Consider the following 21,579-nt stretch of genomic DNA (forward strand, 5'->3'; position numbering starts at 1 on the left):
CAGGCGCTCTTTTTATATGGGTGGGTTATCCGAAGATGGAGAACTTGACGATCAGGCCGGAGAACACGATGGACACGGTGGAGCAGAGCTTGATGAGGATGTTGAGGGAGGGGCCGGAAGTGTCCTTGAAGGGGTCGCCCACGGTGTCGCCGATGACGGCGGCCTTGTGGCAGTCAGAGCCCTTGCCGCCGTGGGTGCCGCCCTCGATGTACTTCTTGGCGTTGTCCCAGGCGCCGCCGGCGTTGGACATGAACACGGCCACCACGAAACCGGTGACGGTGATGCCGCCCAGCAGGCCCACAACGGCCTCAGCGCCCAGGATCAGACCGGTGACAACGGGCACCACGATGGCCAGAAGGGAGGGGGCCACCATCTCATGCAGAGCGCCCCGGGTGCACAGGTCCACGCAGGAGGCATAGTCCGGGTCGGCCTTACCCTCCATGATGCCGGCGATCTCTCTGAACTGGCGGCGGACCTCCACCACGATGGACTGGGCGGCCCGCTGCACGCCGCTCATGGTGAGGGCGGCGAACACGAAGGTCAGCATGGCGCCGATGAAGATGCCCACCAGCACGGCGGGGTTGGTGAGGGAAAGGTCCAGCACCCGGCCATTGCCCATGGTGGACAGCTTTACGTTGACCACATCCACATAGCTGACCAGCAGGGCCAGGGCGGTGAGGGCGGCGGAGCCGATGGCAAAGCCCTTGCCGGTGGCGGCGGTGGTGTTGCCCAGGGAGTCCAGGGCGTCGGTGCGGGTGCGGACCTCAGCGCCCAGGCCGCTCATCTCGGCGATGCCGCCGGCGTTGTCGGCCACAGGGCCGTAGGCGTCGGTGGCCAGGGTGATGCCCAGGGTGGACAGCATGCCCACGGCGGCGATGCCGATGCCGTACAGGCCCTTGCTGAACAGGGCGGCGTAGTCGGGGCTGTTAGTGGCCAGGGTGCCGCCGGCGGCCAGGAAGGCCACGATGACGGCGATGGAGATGATGATGATGGGGGCGGCGGTGGACTTCATGCCCAGGGAGATGCCGCCGATGATGGTGGTGGCGGCGCCGGTCTCGGTGGAGTCGGCCAGGTTCTGAGTGGGCTTATAGGTGTCGGAGGTGTAGTACTCGGTGAAGTAGCCGATGGCGCAGCCGCCCACCAGGCCCGCCAGAATGGCGATGTAGGGGCCCCAGGAGCCCATGAGCCAGTAGGTGAGGGGGGCGGCCACCACGGCGGCCAGGATGGCGGCGGTATAGGTACCCTTGCGGAGGGTGGCCAGCAGGGAGCGCTGGTCGGCGTTCTCCTTGGTGCGGACCAGGAAGGAGCCGATGACCGAACACACCACGCCCACAACGGCCACCAGCAGGGGCAGCAGCATGGCGTTCCAGGTCAGGTTGCCGCCGGCATAGGCGGCGGCACCCAGGGCAAAGGTGGCCAGGATGGAGCCCACGTAGGACTCGTACAGGTCGGCGCCCATGCCGGCCACATCGCCCACATTGTCGCCCACGTTGTCGGCGATGGTGGCGGGGTTGCGGGGGTCGTCCTCAGGGATGCCGGCCTCAACCTTGCCCACCAGGTCGGCGCCCACGTCGGCGGCCTTGGTGAAGATGCCGCCGCCCACACGGGCGAACAGGGCCATAAAGGAGGCGCCCATGCCGAACATGACCATGGTGGAGGCGATCTGAGCGGCCTCAAAGTGGGCGATATACTTCAGGATGTGGAACCAGACGGAGATATCAAACAGGCCCAGGCCCACCACGGTGAAGCCCATGACCGCGCCGGAGGAGAAGGCCACGTTCAGGCCACGGTTCAGGCTCTCGTGGGCGGCGTTGGCGGTGCGGGCATTGGAGCTGGTGGCGATCTTCATGCCGATGAAGCCGGCCAGGGCGGAGTAGATGCCGCCGGTGAGGAAGGCAAAGGGGATGAACCAGTTGTCCAGCAGGTTGAACCAGCGCAGGACCAGCAGGATGACAAACACCACGATGAAGATCTTGGCCACGGTGGTGTACTGCCGCTTCAGGTAGGCGTTGGCGCCCTTGCGGATGGAGGCGGCGATCTTCTTCATCAGATCGGTGCCCTCGGAGAAGCGGAGCACCTTCCGAGCCTGAAAGACGGCGAAGAGCAGCGCTATGGCAGCGCCCAGCAGGCCCAGCCAGAAGAGATTCTGTACGTCCAAATTTCCCACTCCTTTACATAATAGGAAGACTGAAGAAAAAATAATATTTTACTTAAGCGAGAGAAAACACCGTTAGGCTCAGCCTTCCCTTTGCTGATGGCACCTTAATATTACCATAATCATCTCATTTTGCAAGGAGTTCTTTACAAAAACAGAGGGCGGTCAGTGCGCTTTCGATAAAATCAATAAATTTATAAGGATGCATGATAAAAATTATGATGATTTTGCCCAAACAGAACCGGGGGCTTATAAAACAGGAAAAATGACAGAGCGGGAGACAGATCGTTTGCGTAAAAAATAAAAAGGAGTGGTCAAAAATGGGTAAAAAACTGTGGAATCTCACAACTTAGATAAAATTTTGACAAAAAGCAGGGCGGAAAAAAAGAAAATTACATGTTTTCAATGATAAAGTGCTGAAAAATTGAAATTTTAGAAAATTTCCAGGGAAAAGAGCCCTTGCAGAAACCAGATTGGCGTGATATGATTGCCACAAATTAGTACGATAGTACTAGATGAATGAAAGGGGCATTCTATTATGAATAAGAAATGGATTTCTGCCTGTGCCGCCGCCGCGCTGCTGCTGAGCACTGCGGCCTGCAGCACGCCTGCGACCGAGGAGAGCACCCAGCCCTCCGCCAGCAGCTCCGCCGCCCAGAGCGAGACCCTGACCGGCAAGGGCCAGGGCTTCGGCGGCGTCATCACCGCCACCCTGACCGTGGAGAACGGCGTCATCACCGCCGCCAGCTTTGACGGTCCCGACGAGACCCCCGATGTGGGCGGCGCCGCCCTGGAGACGCTGGCGGAGCAGGTGGTGGCGGCCAACGGCGCCGAGATCGACGGCGTGTCCGGCGCCACCTACACCAGCGACGGCTGCCGCGCCGCCGTGCTCAACGCCCTGGACCCGGAGGCCAATCCCTTTGAGGCCGAGAGCGGCGACGAGGGCGGGGAGACGGCCTCCTATCCCACCGGCGCCGAGCCTGTGGAGATCCCCAGCGACCGCAAGATCGTCAGCGCCACCACCTACGGCATCTACACCAAGGACGTGACCTCTGCCCAGGACTGCGTCATTAAGGCCACCCTCTACTGGGACCTGGACAACAACCAGGCCTATGCCGTGCAGTTCTATGAGCCCATGCTCCCCTGGGACGACAACGGCGCCGCTGCCGGCTGGGGCAACATGACCGACGAGGCGGTGATCTCCGCCCTGGGTGAGGACGGTCTGGTCACCTTCACCTCCGGCGACACCACTTGTAACTTTGCCAAGTACATCCAGATCGGCGACGTGGTGTGGACCGGAGAGCTGGGCAGCGACCCCGCCTGTGAGGTTGCTGTGGTCTACTCCGCCGACATCGACGGCCAGACCGTGAAGATGAACGACTATGTGGCCACCGAGGAGGGCGGCAAGTGGTACGTGGACGCCTCCGCCCAGCCTGCCTACATCCTCAAGAGCGCCCAGAGCGTCACCAGCGCCGACGATGAGAACGTGGCCATGACCTACCAGATTACCGCCAAGGAGACCAACGGCCACGGCACCGACTTCTGGCCCAGCCCCATCACCTTCCCCGGCAACATGCAGGCCATCAAGGACTTTGTGCTGGAGAACGGCTTTGACTACGACTACTATGCCGACGGCGGCATGACCCAGAACGACGAGGGCTACTGGCAGACCCCCGACGCGGTCTCCGGCGCCACCCTGTCCGAGACCCCCACCTACCTGGACATGCTCAAGACCCTCTACGAGCGCATCCAGAACGGCGACTACGTGGAAGAGAACTAAGCAGCATAAAAAAAGCCTGGGGCAGTTCACAACTGTGAACTGCCCCAGGCTTTTTTGTCCGTAATACAGGGCTCATTCCGCCGGAATACGTCCCAGGGTGGCGTATTCCGCCCTGCCGGCAGGGGTGAGATAGGGCATCAGGACGGCCCACTGGGCCGCCAGCATCTCCGATACGGAGATACCATGCGATGAGGGCCAGGTGGCGTTGTGCTGGGCCCAGCCGGTGTGGCTGAGCATGAGCAGGCAGGTTATCTGATCCAGCAGGGGGCCGGACAGCTCGGGCACGAACAGGCCCAGCCCGGTGCAGCTCCCAATGGCGTCCCGCAGGATGTTGAACAGCTCCATCACATTGGCGACATGCCGCGACTGAAGAGAGGGGACAGAGCTGTACAGCGCCGGGTCGTTGAAGTAGAAGGGCGTCTCCAGGAAGGACTCCAGCATCCGCTCCAGCAGCCGGTTCAGGCCGGGCAGCCCCGGGACGGGGGCGGCGGGCAGGGTGTCCAGCTCGTCGTCCATAATGGCCTCCATGAGCAGCTCCTTCTGGGGGTAGTGGTAGGTCAGGTTGCCCACGCTGATGTCCAGGGCGTCGGCGATGTTGCGCATGGATACGGCCCGGTATCCCCGCGCGTTGAAGAGCTCCCGGGCGGTCTTCCGGATCAGCTCCTTGGTGGTTTTCATGGCGTTACCTCCGGAGATCGATCTGCTGGGATGGAGCGCTCAGGACCGGCTCCAGGCGCTCTTGCTGAACAGAACCAGGATGGGGAGCAGCTCCAGCCGGCCGATGATCATGCACAGGGTGAGCACCAGTTTGGACAGGGCGGAGAAGGCGGAGTAGTTGCCCATGGGCCCCACAGTCTCCAGGCCGGGGCCCACGTTGCCGATGCAGGAGACCACAGCGGTAAAGGTGGTGCCGAAGGAGAAATTGTCCAGGGCAACCACCAGCCCGGCGGTCAGGACAATCAGCATGTACGCGGCAAAGAACAGCAGGATAGAGCGCAGGGTGTCCTCGGGCACCACCTTGCCGTCCAGCTTGACCACGTTGACGGAGCGGGGGTGGATGACCTGGTTGATCTCGCGGCGGATGCACTTGAAGAGCACCAGCACCCGGGAACACTTCAGCGCGCCGCCGGTGGAGCCGGCGCAGGCGCCGATGAACATGAGAATGACCATCAGGAAGCGGGAGAACTCCGGCCACAGGTTAAAGTCCACACTGGAGAAGCCGGTGGTGGAGATGATGGAGGACACCTGGAAGGCGGCGGCCCGCACCGTATCCCCCAGGGAGGTGAAATACCCCTGGGTGAACCACAGGTTGCCCGTGATCAGCAGGATGCTCACTGCCACCACGCCCAGGAAGAACCGGAACTCATCGCTGTGGAGGGCCTGGCGGATCTTTCCGCACAGGATGAGGAAGTAGAGCGTGAAGTTGATGGAGAAGAGCAGCATGAAAATGGTGATGACGACCTCAGCGGCGGGGTTGCCATAGGCGCCGATGGAGGTGTTGCGCACCGAGAAGCCGCCCGTACCGGCCACGGCGAAGGCGTTGACAATGCAGTCGTACCACGCCATACCGGTGAGGCGGAGGCAGAGGATCTGGATGGCGGTCAGGCCGCAGTAGATGCCGTAGAGGATCTTGGAGGACTGGCTGGTCTTGGGTACCAGCTTGCTCACCACGGGGCCGGGGCTCTCCGCCTTCATCAGGTGGAGGGTGCGGCTGCCCAGGGAGGGCATCAGGGCGATGGTGAGGATGAGCACGCCCATGCCGCCCAGCCAGTGGGTAAAGGAGCGCCAGAACAGGATGCCCCTGGGCAGATTCTCCACCACCGGGAGGATGGACGCGCCGGTGGTGGTAAAGCCGGAGGCCGCCTCAAACAGGCAGTCCACATAGCTGGGGAAGTACCCCGAGAACCAGAAGGGCAGGGCGCCGAAGGCGGAGATGAGCACCCAGATCAGGCCCACGGCGAAAAAGCCCTCCCGGGGGAAGAAGTGGTTGGAGGCGGGGAGGGCGGATAAAATACCGCCCACCGCCAGCAGAATGGCGATGGTGAAAAGGAAGGGCAGGGGGGACTCCCTATAGATCAGGGATACCAGCAGGGGCAGCAGCATGCAGCAGGCCTCCACCAGGAGGGTCCTGCCGGTGATGCGGAAGACCAGCTTGAAATTCACAGCCCCGTTCCCCCTATGACGCCGGCATCCAGCAGAGATTCGTCGAAGATGTCGTTGACGTCCAGAATGCCCTCGTCCCGGGACACGATGATGACCGTGTCCCCCTGCTCCATACGGGTGGAGCCCTCAGGGATGATGATGCGGCCCTGATGGATGATGACCGCGATGAGGATGCCCTTTTTCAGCCGCAGGTCCTTCAGAGGGGTGCTCAGGTGGCGGGTGGTCTGGTTGACCACAAACTCCATGGCCTCCACCTTGCCCTCGGCGATGCGGTACAGGGCGGTCATCACGCTGCCCTTGGAGTTCTCCATACCCCGCACCACCTGGAGGATCTGGTTGGCGGTGATGAGCTTGGGGGAGATGACGCTGTCCAGGCCCACGGCCCGGGCGATGCCGGCGTAGTTCTGGCGGTTGGACTTGGCCACCACCTTGGAGATGCCCCGCTGCATGGCGTAGAGGGAGATGATCAGGTTGTCCTCGTCCCGGTCGGTGAGGGCCACAAAGGCGTCGGCGGAGGCCACATTTTCCGACTCCAGCAGCTCCTGGTCCGTACCGTCGCCGCAGATGATCATGGTGTGGGGGAGCAGCTCGCTCAGCTCCCGGCAGCGGTCCATGTTCCGCTCCACCACCTTGACGTGGAGGCCCATGCCCTCCATCAGGGTGGTGAGGTAGTGGGAGATACGCCCGCCGCCCACCACAAACACATCCTTGATCTTGGGTGCGTACCGGCCCAGCAGCTTGAAGAACTGGGTCATGCCGGCGGGCTGGCCGATGAGGTAGAGCTTGTCGCCTGCGGTGGGGACGTAGGAGCCGTCGGGGATGATGCTCTGGTCGCCCCGCTCCGCGGCGCAGAACAGGATGGGCAGGGCCTTGACCTGGCGGCTGAGCTCGGACAGGGGGTGGCCGCAGATGAAGTCGTCCGCCTGGACCCGGAAGCCGATGAGTTCCACCCGGCCCCGGTAGAAGGTCTCCAGGTTGGCCGCGGAGGGGAACCGGAGCAGCCGGGCGATCTCCACGGCGGTGGCGTTCTCCGGGTTGATGACCATGTCGATGCCCACCACCTTCTTCAGCGTGGGCAGCTCCACGGCGTACTCCACGTTGCGCACCCGGGCGATGGTGTACTTGGTGCCCAGGCGCTTGGCGGTGAGGCAGCAGATCATGTTGATCTCGTCCAGGTTGGTGGCGGCGATGAGGATGTCGGCGCTTTCCGCGCCCGCCTCCCGCAGGGTGGCAATGGAAGCGCCGTTGCCCTTGACGCACATGACATCCAGCGCGTCGGAGGCCCGCTTCAGGGCATCGTCCCGGGTGTCGATGATGGTGACGTCGTGGTCCTCACGGGACAGGTGTTCCGCCAGGGTGAAGCCCACCTTTCCGTCGCCTACAATGAGAATCTTCACACACACTCTCTCCTATTTACTTTACATGTTGTATAACATGGCACAGGACACACGCCGCGTAAACGGCGGGTAACTACCATCATATTAGCGCAATTCAGGCCAGCCGTAAAGGGCGAGCAGGCATTTTGGTTGAAAAAAGGGGAAATTTACCTGACAGACACGAAAAAGAGCGGAGCAGGCCGGGCGGGAAAATAGACAACTGGGGTTGCAGAGAGGGAGGAAGAGCAGCTATAATGAATAAAAAAAGACAGAAATAATATTATGAGGTGAGCAATATGCACGAACATGAACTGCAGTTCCACATCCAGTGCAAGGCCGGGGACGTGGGCCGGTATGTGCTGCTGCCCGGCGATCCGGGCCGCTGCGAGATCATTGCCTCCTATTTCGACAACCCGGTGAAGATCCAGTCCAACCGGGAGTACACCACCTATACCGGGACCCTGCTGGGGGAGAAGGTTTCGGTCTGCTCCACCGGCATCGGCGGCCCCTCCGCCGTCATCGCCATGGAGGAGCTGACCAAGATCGGCGCCGACACCTTTGTCCGGGTGGGCACCTGCGGAGGCATCAAGCTGGACGTGAAGGCCGGCGACGTGGTCATCGCCACCGGCGCCATCCGCCACGAGGGCGCCAGCCGGGAGTATGCCCCCATCGAGTTCCCCGCCGTGGCCGACTATGAGGTGCTCACCGCGCTGGTGGACTCCGCCAGGGACCTGGGCCACGTGTGGCACGCCGGTGTGGTCCAGTGCAAGGACTCCTTCTACGGCCAGCACGACCCCGGCCGTATGCCCGTGTCCTATGAGCTCCAGGCCAAGTGGGAGGCATGGAAGCGGCTGGGCGTCCTGGCCTCCGAGATGGAGTCCGCGGCCCTGTTCTGCTGCGCCTCCGCCCTGGGGGTGCGGTGCGGCTCCGCCTTCCACGTCATCTGGAACCAGGAGCGGGACGCCGCCGGCCTGCCCCAGGACGAGAGCCACGACGTGTCCTCCGCCGTCCGGGTGGGCGTGGAGGCCATCAAGCGCCTCATTCAGGCCGACCGGGCCAGAAAGGGCTGAAACTGAGCAAAAGAGAGCCGTCCGCATACAGCGGACGGCTCTCTTTATATAATGTGGATATGGCTCAGAACAGGCCGGTGATCTTTCCGTTCTCGTCTACGTCGATGTTCTCGGCGGCAGGGACCTTGGGCAGCCCGGGCATGGACCCCACCGTGCTTACGCCCGGCGGGGACCCCGGACTGAACATCCTCGGGCGGAGTGAATCCGCCCTGCGGCAAGGTTTTGCCGGAGGCAAAACGCTTGTACGCCGCACTTGCGGCGGCATGACCATGCCTGCTCAGAACAGGCCGGTGATCTTTCCGTTCTCGTCCACGTCGATGTTCTCAGCGGCAGGGACCTTGGGCAGCCCGGGCATGGACCCCACCGTGCTTACGCCCGGCGGGGACCCCGGAGTGAACATCCTCGGGCGGAGTGAATCCGCCCTGCGGCAAGGTTTTGCCGGAGGCAAAACACTTGTACGCCGCACTTGCGGCGGCATGACCATGCCTGCTCAGAACAGGCCGGTGATCTTTCCGTTCTCGTCCACGTCGATGTTCTCGGCGGCGGGGACCTTGGGCAGCCCAGGCATGGTCATGATGTCCCCGGTGAGGGCCACCAGGAAGCCGGCGCCGGCGGCCACCTTCAGGTTGCGCACAGTGATGCGGAAGCCGCGGGGCGCGCCCAGCAGGGCGGCGTCGTCAGAGAAGGAGTACTGAGTCTTGGCCATGCAGATGGGCAGCTTGTCGTAGCCAAGACTGGTGAGCTGCTTGAGCTGCTTGCGGGCGTTGGAGGTCAGGTCCACGCCGTCGGCCCGGTAGATCTTGCGGGCGATGGCGTCCAGCTTCTCCTCGATGGAGCTGTCCGTGTCGTAGCAGAAGCGGAAGTCGGCGGGGGTCTCGCACAGGCGCATGACCTCCCTGGCCAGCGCCTCGCCGCCTTCGCCGCCCTTGGCCCACACCTCGCTGAGGGCCACGTTGACGCCCAGAGCCTTGCACTTCTCCTCCACCAGGGCCAGCTCGGCCTCAGTGTCGGTGGGGAAGCGGTTGATGGCCACCACGCAGGGCAGGCCGTACACCTGGGTGATGTTCTCAACGTGCTGGAGCAGGTTGGGCAGGCCCTTTTCCAGGGCGGACAGGTTCTCAGTGCCCAGCTCGTTCTTGGCCGCGCCGCCGTGGTGCTTCAGGGCCCGGACCGTGGCCACCACCACCACGGCGGAGGGGGTCAGGCCGCCGTAGCGGCACTTGATGTCCAGGAACTTCTCAGCGCCCAGGTCGGCGCCGAAGCCGGCCTCGGTCACCGTGTAGTCGCCCAGCCGGAGGGCGGCGTCGGTGGCGGTGATGGAGTTACAGCCGTGGGCGATGTTGGCAAAGGGACCGCCGTGGATGAGGGCGGGGGTGTGCTCCAGGGTCTGGACCAGGTTGGGCTTGATGGCGTCCTTCAGCAGGGCGGTCATGGCGCCGTCCGCCTTCAGGTCGTGGGCGGTGACGGGCCTGTCGTCCCGGGTGTAGGCCACCACCATGCGGCCCAGCCGCCCCTTCAGGTCCTTCAGGCCGGTGGCCAGGCAGAGCACCGCCATGACCTCGCTGGCCACGGTGATGTCGAACCCGTCCTCACGGGGCACGCCGTTGACCTTGCCGCCCAGACCGCAGACGATGTTGCGCAGCTGGCGGTCGTTCATGTCCACACAGCGCTTCCAGGTGATCTTGCGCACGTCGATGTCCAGGGCGTTGCCCTGCTGGATGTGGTTGTCCAGCATGGCGGAGAGCAGGTTGTTGGCCGCGCCGATGGCGTGGAAATCGCCGGTGAAGTGGAGGTTGATGTCCTCCATGGGCACCACCTGGGCATAGCCGCCGCCGGCAGCGCCGCCCTTGATGCCGAACACCGGGCCCAGGGAGGGCTCCCGCAGGGCCAGCACGGCCTTCTTGCCCAGCCGGTGGAGCGCGTCGGCCAGACCCACGCTGGTGGTGGTCTTGCCCTCGCCGGCGGGGGTGGGGTTGATGGCGGTGACCAGGATCAGCCGCCCCTTCCGGGGCAGGGCGCTGAGGGCCGCCGGGTCCAGCTTGGCCTTGTAGCGGCCGTAGGGCTCCAGGATCTCCTGGCTGACGCCCAGCTCCTCCGCCACCTGGGTGATGGGCAGCATGGTGCACGCCTGGGCGATCTCAATATCGGTTTTCATCTGTAACCGCGCCTCCTTAAAGTCGGTTTTCCTGTTTTGGGGATGCAAAAAGGGCACACCGCGCGAAAGCGCAGCGTGCCCAGACGGTCGGCTCATGTCCGCTATACTCCATGTGGTCAACCCACTTCCGTCAGTCATATAGCGCACTGTCAGGATACCAGAGAACCGGGCCGCTGTCAAGGGAAGGTGGCTTTCAGGCGGAGACAAAAAGGACAGAAATGGTATTATGCCCAAAAACAAGCCAAAAAATTTGGCCGTTTTATCGAGATTGCCTGTCAGAAATTTTTGTGCTAAACTATCTACGATCAGGCCGGAATGAGGCCTGCATATTTAATCAGGCGAGGCGGGGCTACTCCAATTTTAAATATTTAATTTAATATAGGCCCGTCTCCCCGTAAAAAAGGAGGAGACCAAAATCCGCCGGGCCGGCGGTGCGGCAGTGTGGAGACCTGTCGTAAAGCATGCGGGGTTTCGCCCCCCGAATGCAAGGCTGTATTTGCGGAGGCATTGCAGTCACGGCCTGTGTACATGGCAACTTTGAGCCTGAAGAACGTGAAGAAGATCTACGACAAGAACGTGGTGGCAGTCCACGACTTCAACCTGGAGATCGCGGACAAGGAATTCATCGTCCTGGTCGGCCCCTCCGGCTGCGGCAAGTCCACCACCCTGCGTATGATCGCCGGTCTGGAGGATATCTCCGAGGGCGATCTGTACATCGGCGACCGCCGCGTCAACGACGTGGAGCCCAAGGACCGCGATATCGCCATGGTCTTCCAGAACTACGCGCTCTATCCCCACATGACCGTGTACGAAAATATGGCCTTCGCCCTCAAGCTGCGCAAGATGCCCAAGGACGAGATCGACCGCCGCGTCCGTGAGGCCGCTGAGATCCTGGACATCACCCAGTACCTGGAGCGTAAGCCCAAGGCTCTGTCCGGCGGCCAGCGCCAGCGTGTGGCCATCGGCCGCGCCATCGTCCGTGAGCCCCAGGTGTTCCTGATGGACGAGCCTCTGTCCAACCTGGACGCCAAGCTGCGCAACCAGATGCGCGCCGAGATCATCAAACTCCGCCAGCGCATCGACACCACCTTCATCTATGTTACCCACGACCAGACCGAGGCTATGACCCTGGGCGACCGTATCGTCATCATGAAGGACGGTTACATCCAGCAGATCGGCACGCCTCAGCAGGTCTTCGATCACCCCGCCAACGTGTTCGTGGCCGGCTTCATCGGCACGCCTCAGATGAACTTCTTTGACGCCAAGCTGATCAAGGACGGCAACGGCTACTATGTGGACTATGCCGGCACCCGGGTCAACCTGGCCAAGAACATCCAGGAGGGGCTGGCCGCCAAGGGCCTGGGCTCCATGGACGTGATCCTGGGCTGCCGTCCCGAGCACCTGATCCTGAAGCCCTCCGCCGGTGAGGGCACCGTCACCGCCCATGTGGACGTGTCCGAGATGATGGGCAGCGAGGTCCACCTGCACGTGGTGGCCGGCGAGAAGGAGGTCGTGCTCCGCATCCCCTCCACCGACCTGCCCGCCCAGCACCGGGCCGGTATCCCCTTCGGCACCGAGGTGGACTTCACCTTCCCCGAGGCGCTGGTGCACCTCTTCGACCCCTCCACCGAGAAGAACCTGCTGGGTTAATCACACGATTCAAACGCCGCCGGCATTTGCCGGCGGCGTTTTCTGCTCTGAGGAAAAGAACGACCGGAACCGCCGCGGCAGTTCCGGTCGTTGTTTTTGTTCTGAAGGGAAGAAGGCTCAGCCCAGCTTGGCGGCGGCCTCCTTGGCCAGGGCGGTCACGGCGTCCAGGTCGGCCTGGGAGGGGGTGAAGGTGCAGCGGAAGGCGGTGTCGGGCACGCTGAAGCGCAGCTGGGCCAGACGGGTGCGCAGCATCTCGGGGCCCTCGCCGCTCCAGCCGTAGGAGCCGAACACAAAGGCGGGCTTCTTGGCGCAGTTGATGGCGTCGATGGAGGTGAGCACGTCCCAGATGGGCTTGGGAGCGTCCCGGTTGATGGTGGGCGCGCCCACGGCCAGCAGGTCGCACTCATTGGCCAGGGCGGCGCTCTCGCTCAGAGGCGTGGTGCTCACATCCCGCAGCTCCACCCGCAGGCCGGCCTCCCGGAGGGCGGCGGCGGCGGTGTTGGCCAGCGTGGCGGTGCAGCCGTAGGCGGAGCAGTAGAGCACGGCGGCCATCTTCTCAGACTTGGCGGCAGGGGTGCTCCACTGGCGGTAGAGGCCTTCGATCTCGCCGATGCGGTCGGTCAGGCAGGGGCCGTGGCTGGGGCAGACGATGGCGGGGTTGAGAGGCTCGATCTTGTCCAGGCCGGCCAGCACGTGGGGCTTGAAGGGCCCGAAGATGCAGTTGTAGTAGTGGGCCACCATATCCAGATAGGCCTTCTGGTCGTGGATGTTGCGGTCCAGCATAGTGGGCTCGCAGTAGTGGGCGCCCAGGAAGTCGCAGGTAAAGAGTACCTTGTCCTGGGGGCACCAGCTGAACATGGAGTCGGCCCAGTGGAGCATGGCCGAGGGCATGAACTCCAGGGTGCGGCCGCCGCCCAGGTCCACGCTGTCGCCCTGCTTCACCACCCGGCAGGGCAGGGCGGCGTTGTTGGTGATGTCCGCCAGGTGCTTCTTGCCGGCGGCAGTGCACAGAATGGTCAGGTTGGGGCAGGCCGCCAGCAGCTTGGCTACGCTGCCCGAGTGGTCGGGCTCGTTGTGGTTCATGACCAGATAGTCGATCTTCTCCAGAGGGAGCACCTGCTCGATGTTGGAGCGGTACTCGTCCCAGTAGTCGGCGTGGACGGTCTCCACCAGCACGTTCTTCTCGCCGGTGAGCAGATAGGCGTTGTAGCTGGTGCCGTAGGGGGCGGGCATGATGATGTCGAAAATGCGCAGGCCGGGATTCAGCACACCCACAGAGTAGAGGTGCTCGGCCAGCTGAATGGTACCCATAGCAATCGCTCCTTTTTTATCTGGGGCGGCGTGCAGCAATCTTCGGGCCGCCCAATTTTATCTCATAAAAAGTATAAGGAGGACCACAAAAGAAGTCAATCGGAAAACCATATAAAACAGTAGGAAAAATGGGAAGGATTCTCAACCGAATTTCCCAATGCCGGGCTGTCAGGGACAAAACGTCCCGTTACGCGGCGGCGTCCTCGTCCTGCCACAGGTCCTCGTCCCGGTCCTCCACGGCCTGGACGGCGGGGATGGTGGGGATGCCGAAGATGAAGTACAGGATGTGGCACACCCACACGATGGCCAGGATGATCCGGCCCACCGGCACCCGGCCCATCATGGCAAAGCCGAAGGCCATGGTCAGGGTGACCACCGCCATGATCCGCAGCTTGGTGGACCGGGTCATGCCCTTGCCCCGGACAAAACTCTCCAGATTGTTCTTGTAGAGCCTGGTGGAGGTGAACCAGTTGTGGAGCTTCTCCGAGCTGCGGGCAAAGCAGAAGGCGGAGAGCATCAGAAAGGGAAATGCGGGCAGCAGGGGCAGGGCCGCCCCCAGGGCGCCCAGGCCCAGGCCGATACAGCCCAGAATGATGTACAGAACCTTTTTCACGCCAGTTCCTCCAGTCGTCGTTTTTCCCGTCTGGCCTCCATCGCGTGTCGGATGGCGGCCACGGGGTGGACCAAGAGCATCCGGGGCCCGGAAAAGCGCATTACGTCCCGGATCTTCTCCCGCATCTCCGACCTGTAGCAGTGGACTTTGCAGTTGGAGCAGAAGGTCTTGGTCTCCATAAAGGGGCAGCGGTCGCTCCGCTGCTGGGCGTAGGCCGCCAGAGCGGCGCAGTCGGGACAAAGGCCGCTTCGCGTGCCGTGCTTCTTCCGGCAGTAGAGGGCGATCATCTCGTTTACCATGGCCTTTTCCCGCTGCCGCTTGGCCTCAATGTCAACGCCCATCAGCTCAGCCTCCCGTTGGCCACCCGGCACACCCGGTGGGCGATGCCCATGGTGGACGCCCGGTGGGACACCAGCACCACGGTCCGGTTTCCCTGCTCCTCTTTCAGAGCCTTGAGGATCACCGCCTCGTTCAGGCTGTCCAGGTTGCTGGTGGGCTCGTCCAGCAGCAGCAGGGGCGCGCCGTGGAGAAAGGCACGGGCCAGACCCAGCCGCTGCCGCTCGCCGCCGGACAGGGTGTCTCCCAGCTCACCCACCGGGGTGTCGTATCCCTTGGGCAGAGAGAGGATGAAGTCGTGGACCGACGCCTTGCGGCAGGCGTCCTCCAGCTCCTCCCGGGTGGCGTCCGGTTTGGCGATGCGCAGGTTGTTGGCGATGCTGTCGTGGAACAGGTGGGTGTCCTGGGTCACCAGGGCCTCCATCCGCCGCAGATCGGCGGTGTTGATATCCTTCACATCGGTATTGGACAGCTTCACAGAACCCCGGTTCACGTCCCGGAACCGCATGAGCAGCCGCAGCAGGGTGGATTTTCCGCTGCCGCTGGGGCCGATGATGCCCAGAATCTCCCCCTTCTTCACGTCAAGACTCAGGTCGGAGAGGATGGTCTCATCACCATAGGAGAAGGAAATTTGCTCACAGCTGCCGCCGGAGAAGGACACAGGGGTCTTGCCTTCCACCTCCTCCACCAGGGGGGCCTCGTCCAGCAGGTCCAGCACCCGGCCGCCGGCCGCCAGGGTGTTCTGGAGGGTGCTGCCCAGGTTGGCCAGGGCCACCACCGGGCCGAAGGAGCTCATGAGGGCCACCAGGGGGATGAGCACCCCGTCAAAACCCACCAGCCCGGCCTGGAACAGCAGGGCGGCAGTCAGGAGCATGGCCAGGTCGAAAAAGAGGATCACCGTGTTGGTCAGAGCCATGCCGTGGGCGGCGGCGTCCTTCAGCTTCTGCTCGGTGTCCGAGAGGGCAGCGGTCCGCTGGTCCAGCTCCTCCAGGCGCTGCGTGCCCCGGCGGTACTGGAGGATTTCACGCAGACCCCGCAGGCTGTCCAGCACAAAGCCGCTGAGTGCCCCCGCACCGGCCCGGAACTGCCTCCCCGCGTCCCTGGTGCTCCGAGAGATGAGGAAGGGAAGCACCAGCCCGACAGTCACATAGGCCATGGCGGCCACCACACCCAGCAGGGGGTGGAAGGAGCCGATGAACACCGCCATGAGCACCGACATGATGAGGGCGATGGCGGCGGGGGAGATGGTGTGGGCGTAAAAGACCTCCAGCAGCTCGATGTCCGAGGTGATGAGGGCGATCAGGTCGCCCCGGTCCCTGCCCTCCAGCTTGGCGGGGCACAGGCGGCGCAGGGCGCCGAAGACCTTGTCCCGCACCAGGGCCAGCAGCTTGAAGGCGATGAAGTGGTTGCAGGCCTGCTCGCCGTACCGCAGGAAGCCCCGCAGCACGGCAGCCAGCACCAGGAAGTGGAACAGCAGGATGAAGGACATGGGGGCCTCCAGCCCCAGCACATCCAGCATGGCCCAGCCGCCCAGCACGGTGATGGCGGTGGCGCACAGGAACCCGGCCACGCCCAGGGCCACGGCCAGCACCATAAAGGGCAGCAGCGGCCCCACCAGTACAATCAGCCGGGCCATAATGCCCAGGCCGCTCCGGTTTGTGTTTTTCGGGGTCATACCGCTTCCTCCTCTTCGTATATTCCGATGTTCTCCAACGCCTGCTGGCTCTCCCACAGGTCCTTGTAGTGTCCGCCCTGGGAGAGCAGGGCGGCGTGGGTGCCCACGCCCGCCAGCCGTCCGCCGTCCATGACGTAGATGCGGTGGGCGGCGGTGACGTTGGCCAGCCGGTGGGTGATAAGTACCACCGTCTTCTCCCGGCTCAGGAGCCTGATCTGCTCCATGATGTCGTTCTCGCTGTCCGGGTCGATGTTGGAGGTGGCCTCGTCAAAGATGTACACCGGGCTGTCGTGGAGCAGGGCCCGGGCCAGGGCCAGCCGCTGCCGCTGTCCGCCGGACAGGTTGGCGCCCTGGCTCTCCAGGGCCAGGTCCAGGCCGCCCTCGCTGCGGAGGAAGCCGGCCAGATTGGCCCGCTCCAGGGCGGTCCACAGGTCGCTGTCGCTGGCGTCGGGCCTGGCCATCCGCAGGTTCTCCCGGACGGTGCCCCGGAAAATCCAGCTGTTAAAGCCCACGTAGGTCACCGCCTTGGTGAGGGCCTCGCTGGACAGGGTGTTCAAATTCGCGCCGCCCAGGGTCACCTCGCCGGCGTACCCGTGCAGGCGACCGGAGAGGATGGCGGCCACAGTGCTCTTGCCGCAGCCGCTCTCGCCCACAATGGCGGTGCAGCTGTTGGGCGGGAACTCCATATCCAGCCCGTGGAGCACCTCGCGGTCCGCCTCATAGGAGAAGCGGAGCCCACGGCAGCGTAGGCCGCCCTTTGGGGCATCCTCCACCGTGCCGGAGGTCTCCTCCGGCAGGTCCAGCAGGGCGAAGATCCGGTCGCTGGCGGCCATGCCGTTCATGGCCACGTGGAAGAAGGAACCCAGCTGCCGCATGGGCAGGAAGAACTCGGCGGAGAGCAGCAGGATGGCAAAGCACCCGGCAAAGCCCACCTTGCGGGTCCACAGCTCCACCACGGCCAGGGCGATGCCCAGGGCCGCGCCGCCGTAGGCCACCAGGTCCATGATGGTGATGGAGTTGAGCTGCATGGTGAGCACCTTCATGGTGATGCGGCGGAAGGACTCGGCCTCCTTGTTCATCTCCTCGTGGCGGGCCTGGTCGGCCTGGTAGATCTTCAGGGTGGTCAGGCCCTGGAGGTTCTCCAGGAAGGTGTCCCCCAGGGCGGCGTACTGGCCCCAGTATTTGCCCAGCAGCCGCTTGGCAATGGTCTGCACCGCGGCGATGGCCATGGGGATGAGGGGCACACACACCAGCAGGGCCGCAGCCGCCTTCAGGCTCACCGGGGCGAGCAGCAGGAACAGGGTGACGGGGGCCAGCATGCTGTAAAAGAACTGGGGCAGGTAGCCGCCGAAGTAGGTCTCCAGCTGCTCCACGCCCTCGGTGGACAGCTGCACCGCCTCGGCGGTGGAACACTTCTGGCTGTAGGCCGGGCCCAGACGCAGAAGCTTTTCGTAGATCCTGCGGCGGAGCGCCTGCTTCACCGCCTTGGAGGCCCGGAAGCTCATCCGGCCCGCCCCCACGGCGCACAGCCACCGCACCACTGCGGTCAGCACCACCACACCTGTGGCAGCTGGCAGGCCCCAGGAGGGCAGGCTATCGCTGAGCAGGCACTGAAGCACCCAGGCGAAGGAAAAGATCATGGCCGCGTTGCTGGCCATACCCAGCCACTGGAAGGCCACGTTTCCCGCGATATACCGCTTGCTCTCGGGTACAATCCCGATGAGCCGTCCGTTGATCATCATGGCAGAGGGAGTCTCCTTTCGAATATTAGCGTAAGCTAACTCACGGGCAAAAAGAAAAGAAGCGGTGTGCTTCCTGAAAATAATCGGTTAGCTTTATCTAACATATGGAAGTTTACACAAGCTAACCGGTTTTGTCAATCAGAAAATTGAGGGAGAACCATTTTTGTCATAAATGTCAATTTGGAAAGAAACTATGTTTTAACATTGGATCAAAAGAAAAGATAAAAAATGCCCGCCGGCGTGATACCGGCGGGCGGGAAGAGCGGGGAGAAACTCAGACCAGGGGCTGAGCGCCCATGGCGGTGTGGAGCTCGGAGGTGAGGGCGCCCCGGAAGAGGCGCACCGCGTGGTAGTGCAGGTCCTCCAGGCCGGAGGCCACCTGGTCGGGGGCGGTGTTCCCGGTGACGGAGAAGTCGCCGTCCAGGATGAACTTGACCTCCGGGTCCTTCTTGGCGCCGCCCAGAAGGCCGGGGCCGGCGTGGACCTTCATCTGGCGGTTCTCCTCCAGGGACATGTTTACCTCCAGGGAGCACTTGCCGATCTTGGACTCGTCCACGTCGGGCTCGGCCATGACGCCCAGAAAGGCGGGCTGGATCAGGTCGGACCAGGGGGTGCCCTCCAGGCCCAGAGCACGGCGGGAGAAGGCGTTGACGTACCGCAGGCCCACCCGCTCAAAGAAGGTGGGGTGGTAGATCTGGATGAACTGGGCCAGGGGACGGTCCAGCCGCTGGGCGAAGTCCTCCCAGCGCTGGTAGCGCAGGGTGGACAGGGCGATGAAGTTCTGGGTCAGATTCAGCTTCCACAGGCCGTCCTCGGAGATAAAGTTGTAGTTGGTGATGGGCTCGGGCTGCACCAGCTTGGGCGCGCCGTCCACCAGGGTCATCCTGGGCGCCGGGCGCTCCTGGGCCTTGTTGAATCTGGGGAACTCCTGCCGGATGGCCTCCTGGAAGTCCACCGGGGCCTTGGCGCCGATGGAGAGAATGGCGGGGAACCGCAGCTGGCAGATGACCTCCACCAGGGGGCTGCGGACATACTGATACCGGTCATAGTGAGAGAAAAGCATAGTACCGCTCCTTTGATAATCTCTGCCGGAAGAGAGGGTTAGAGAAGAATAACGCCGGCGTTCTCACAGGCATGGATGGTCTCGTCGTCCCACACGCTGGCCTGGACCTCGCCGATGTGGGCCTTGCCCAGCAGCAGCATGCACAGGCGGGACTGGCCGATGCCGCCGCCGATGGTGAGGGGCAGCTTGCCCTCCAGCAGCATCTTGTGGAAGGGCAGGTTCCGCCGGTCGTCGCACCCGGCGATGGTGAGCTGCTTGTCCAGGGACTCGGGGGAGACCCGGATACCCATGGAGGACACCTCAAAGGCCCGCTCCAGCACCGGGTTCCACACCAGAATGTCGCCGTTGAGGGACCAGTCGTCGTAGTCGGGGGCGCGGCCGTCGTGGGGCTTGCCCGACTTCAGCGCGCCGCCGATGCCCATAAGGAAGGTGGTGGGGTGGTCCTTCACCCAGGCGTCCTCCCGCTCCTTGGGGGTCAGGTCGGGCCAGCGGTCCTCCAGCTCCTGGGTGGTGACAAAGCACACATCAGGGCTGATGAGGGGCAGGGCGGTGAGCTGGGGGAACATGGAGCGGAGGGTGGACTGGGTCTTGCACAGGCAGGCCACAATGGTGCGCACCGTGGCCTGGAGGTACTCCACCGTCCGGTCCCGGGGGGCGATGACCTTCTCCCAGTCCCACTGGTCCACATAGACCGAGTGGAGGTTGTCGGGCTGCTCGTCCCGGCGGATGGCGTTCATGTCGGTGTACAGGCCCTCGCCCACGGAGAACTGGTAGCGGTACAGGGCCATGCGCTTCCATTTGGCCAGGGAGTGGACCACCTGGGCGTCCCGTCCGGCGGCGGGGATGTCAAAGGACACGGGCCGCTCCACGCCGTTGAGGTCGTCGTTCAGGCCGGTGCTGGCCTCCACGAACAGGGGGGCGGACACACGGCGCAGATGGAGCGCGCCGCCCAGCGTGTCCTCAAACAGGCGCTTGAGGATGGCGATGGCCTTCTGGGTATCGTACAGGTTGAGACAGGGGGCATAGCCCTGGGGAATGTAGGTTTTTTCCATGGTTGTGTACTCCTCTGCGGCAAAAATCCGCGCAATAAGATATTACATTATATAGCAAACAGCATGGAAAATCAAGGCGGCAGCGGGGGACGGCGGGGAAAGACTTTTGCGGTTCTACCTTGCGAAGAGGGGGAAAAAAGGATATAATGTCTCAAACGCGGTATCGCGGTAAAGGAGTGAAGCCTGATGGAGAAAATCAAGATGACCACCCCTCTGGTGGAGATGGACGGGGACGAGATGACCCGCGTCCTGTGGCAGCAGATCAAGGACGAGCTGCTGCTGCCCTATATTGACCTGAAGACCGAGTATTACGACCTGGGCCTGCCCGAGCGGGAGAAGACCAGGGACCAGGTGACCATCGACTCCGCCGAGGCCACCAAGAAGTACGGCGTGGCCGTCAAGTGCGCCACCATCACCCCCAACGCCCAGCGGGTGGAGGAGTACAAGCTCACCGAGATGTGGAAGTCCCCCAACGGCACCATCCGCGCCATCCTGGACGGCACCGTGTTCCGCGCCCCCATCATGGTCAAGGGCATTTCCCCCGTGGTCAAGACCTGGAAGGAGCCCATCACCATTGCCCGTCACGCCTACGGCGATGTGTATAAGGGCACTGAGTACCGGGTGCCCGGCCCCGGCAAGGCTGAGCTGGTGTTCACCGACGAGAGCGGCAAGGAGCAGTTCCGCCAGACGGTGTACGACTTCGAGTGCGCCGGCGTGCTCCAGGGGCAGTACAACAAGGACAGCTCCATCTCCTCCTTTGCCCGCTCCTGCTTCCAGTACGCCATCGACACCAAGCAGGACCTGTGGTTCGCCACCAAGGACACCATCTCCAAGAAGTACGACCACACCTTCAAGGACATCTTCCAGGAGATCTACGACGCCGAGTACAAGGCCAAGTTCGAGGAACTGGGCATCACCTACTTCTACACCCTCATCGACGACGCGGTGGCTCGGGTTGTCCGCTCCAAGGGCGGCTTCATCTGGGCCTGCAAGAACTACGACGGCGACGTGATGAGCGACATGGTGTCCACCGCCTTCGGTTCCCTGGCCATGATGACCTCCGTGCTGGTGAGCCCCGACGGCAAGTACGAGTACGAGGCCGCCCACGGCACCGTCACCCGCCACTACTACAAGTACCTGAAGGGGGAGGAGACCTCCACCAACCCGGTGGCCACCCTCTTCGCCTGGTCCGGCGCCCTCCGCAAGCGGGGCGAGCTGGACGGCAACGCCGACCTGATGACCTTCGCCGACAAGCTGGAGGCCGCCACCATCGCCACCATCGAGGGCGGCGTGATGACCAAGGACCTGGTGGGCCTGTGGGAGGGCGAGACCCCCGCCAAGGGCGTCACCTCCCTGGAGTTCCTCCGGGCCATCAAGGCCAATCTGGAGAAGAGCCTGTAAAATAGCAAGAGCCCCGCGGCAGCCAGTCCGCGGGGCT

17 protein-coding genes, 1 pseudogene and 1 riboswitch are annotated in these 21,579 nt (G+C 63.4%); of the genes and pseudogenes, 4 read left to right on the top strand and 14 right to left on the bottom strand.

Translation table 11 applies throughout. The features are described from left to right. Positions 1-25 precede the first annotated feature (25 nt). Positions 26-2,167 (bottom strand): sodium-translocating pyrophosphatase, encoded by a 2,142-nt coding sequence (locus WMO64_RS05815; RefSeq protein ID WP_349231334.1) that lies wholly within the window; start codon positions 2,165-2,167, stop codon positions 26-28. 526 nt (positions 2,168-2,693) lie between these two features. Between WMO64_RS05815 and WMO64_RS05820 the strand changes: the two genes are divergently transcribed. Continuing rightward, on the top strand, positions 2,694-3,935 hold the full coding sequence (locus WMO64_RS05820; RefSeq protein ID WP_349231335.1) for an FMN-binding protein: 1,242 nt from the start codon (positions 2,694-2,696) through the stop codon (positions 3,933-3,935). Positions 3,936-4,007: 72 nt separating this feature from the next. Here WMO64_RS05820 and WMO64_RS05825 read toward each other — a convergent pair whose 3' ends face one another. Genes WMO64_RS05825 through trkA form a run of 3 tightly spaced genes read right to left on the bottom strand, consistent with a single transcriptional unit; the run spans position 4,008 to position 7,495 of the window. Then, positions 4,008-4,613, bottom strand: coding sequence for a TetR/AcrR family transcriptional regulator (locus WMO64_RS05825; protein WP_349231336.1), 606 nt, complete (start codon positions 4,611-4,613; stop codon positions 4,008-4,010). Between the two features lie 39 nt (positions 4,614-4,652). Then, positions 4,653-6,098 (bottom strand): TrkH family potassium uptake protein, encoded by a 1,446-nt coding sequence (locus tag WMO64_RS05830; RefSeq protein ID WP_294517550.1) that lies wholly within the window; start codon positions 6,096-6,098, stop codon positions 4,653-4,655. Further along, positions 6,095-7,495 (bottom strand): Trk system potassium transporter TrkA, encoded by a 1,401-nt coding sequence (gene trkA, locus WMO64_RS05835; RefSeq protein ID WP_349231337.1) that lies wholly within the window; start codon positions 7,493-7,495, stop codon positions 6,095-6,097. Before trkA ends, WMO64_RS05830 begins: the two co-directional genes overlap by 4 nt. A 275-nt stretch (positions 7,496-7,770) precedes the next feature. Between trkA and udp the strand changes: the two genes are divergently transcribed. Further along, positions 7,771-8,544 (top strand): uridine phosphorylase, encoded by a 774-nt coding sequence (udp, locus tag WMO64_RS05840; RefSeq protein WP_294517554.1) that lies wholly within the window; start codon positions 7,771-7,773, stop codon positions 8,542-8,544. 64 nt (positions 8,545-8,608) lie between these two features. Here udp and WMO64_RS05845 read toward each other — a convergent pair whose 3' ends face one another. The 3 genes and pseudogenes from WMO64_RS05845 to WMO64_RS05855 all read right to left on the bottom strand — a co-directional run bounded on the left by WMO64_RS05845 (position 8,609) and on the right by WMO64_RS05855 (position 10,699). Next, on the bottom strand, positions 8,609-8,731 hold the full coding sequence (locus WMO64_RS05845; protein WP_435412052.1) for a formate--tetrahydrofolate ligase: 123 nt from the start codon (positions 8,729-8,731) through the stop codon (positions 8,609-8,611). 90 nt (positions 8,732-8,821) lie between these two features. Continuing rightward, a pseudogene (locus WMO64_RS05850) lies at positions 8,822-8,911 on the bottom strand (formate--tetrahydrofolate ligase); the annotation flags it as partial. A gap of 123 nt (positions 8,912-9,034) precedes the next feature. Continuing rightward, positions 9,035-10,699: a formate--tetrahydrofolate ligase gene (locus WMO64_RS05855; RefSeq protein ID WP_349231339.1), complete on the bottom strand. Its 1,665-nt coding sequence runs from the start codon at positions 10,697-10,699 to the stop codon at positions 9,035-9,037. 70 nt (positions 10,700-10,769) lie between these two features. Continuing rightward, a riboswitch (ZMP/ZTP riboswitch) is annotated at positions 10,770-10,847 on the bottom strand. Positions 10,848-11,227: 380 nt separating this feature from the next. Between WMO64_RS05855 and WMO64_RS05860 the strand changes: the two genes are divergently transcribed. Beyond that, on the top strand, positions 11,228-12,349 hold the full coding sequence (locus WMO64_RS05860) for an ABC transporter ATP-binding protein (protein WP_294517560.1): 1,122 nt from the start codon (positions 11,228-11,230) through the stop codon (positions 12,347-12,349). Between the two features lie 117 nt (positions 12,350-12,466). Here WMO64_RS05860 and WMO64_RS05865 read toward each other — a convergent pair whose 3' ends face one another. From WMO64_RS05865 to asnA, 7 genes are all read right to left on the bottom strand, one after another. Beyond that, on the bottom strand, positions 12,467-13,660 hold the full coding sequence (locus tag WMO64_RS05865) for an FprA family A-type flavoprotein (protein WP_349231340.1): 1,194 nt from the start codon (positions 13,658-13,660) through the stop codon (positions 12,467-12,469). Positions 13,661-13,847: 187 nt separating this feature from the next. Beyond that, positions 13,848-14,273 carry a YbaN family protein gene (locus WMO64_RS05870; RefSeq protein WP_349231341.1) on the bottom strand — a complete coding sequence of 142 codons (426 nt, stop codon included), beginning with the start codon at positions 14,271-14,273 and terminating at the stop codon, positions 13,848-13,850. Next, entirely contained in the window at positions 14,270-14,614 is a 345-nt protein-coding gene (locus WMO64_RS05875; RefSeq protein ID WP_349231342.1) for a nitrous oxide-stimulated promoter family protein, read from the bottom strand. Before WMO64_RS05875 ends, WMO64_RS05870 begins: the two co-directional genes overlap by 4 nt. Further along, positions 14,614-16,284, bottom strand: coding sequence for an amino acid ABC transporter ATP-binding/permease protein (locus WMO64_RS05880; protein WP_349231343.1), 1,671 nt, complete (start codon positions 16,282-16,284; stop codon positions 14,614-14,616). Before WMO64_RS05880 ends, WMO64_RS05875 begins: the two co-directional genes overlap by 1 nt. Continuing rightward, the gene (locus WMO64_RS05885; RefSeq protein WP_435412053.1) at positions 16,281-18,026 is read right to left on the bottom strand and encodes an ABC transporter ATP-binding protein/permease; all 1,746 of its coding nucleotides are present in this window, start codon (positions 18,024-18,026) and stop codon (positions 16,281-16,283) included. Before WMO64_RS05885 ends, WMO64_RS05880 begins: the two co-directional genes overlap by 4 nt. Positions 18,027-18,300: 274 nt before the next feature. Next, positions 18,301-19,089 carry a TIGR04255 family protein gene (locus WMO64_RS05890; protein WP_294517572.1) on the bottom strand — a complete coding sequence of 263 codons (789 nt, stop codon included), beginning with the start codon at positions 19,087-19,089 and terminating at the stop codon, positions 18,301-18,303. A 38-nt stretch (positions 19,090-19,127) separates the two neighbouring features. Then, positions 19,128-20,141 (bottom strand): aspartate--ammonia ligase, encoded by a 1,014-nt coding sequence (gene asnA, locus WMO64_RS05895; RefSeq protein ID WP_349231344.1) that lies wholly within the window; start codon positions 20,139-20,141, stop codon positions 19,128-19,130. 186 nt (positions 20,142-20,327) lie between these two features. Here asnA and WMO64_RS05900 point away from each other — a divergent pair, with 186 nt between their 5' ends. Continuing rightward, entirely contained in the window at positions 20,328-21,542 is a 1,215-nt protein-coding gene (locus WMO64_RS05900; protein ID WP_294517576.1) for an NADP-dependent isocitrate dehydrogenase, read from the top strand. Positions 21,543-21,579: the final 37 nt, after the last annotated feature.

It is taken from the genome of Pseudoflavonifractor intestinihominis (assembly GCF_040096055.1).
Taxonomy (GTDB): Bacteria; Bacillota; Clostridia; order Oscillospirales; family Oscillospiraceae; genus Pseudoflavonifractor; species Pseudoflavonifractor intestinihominis.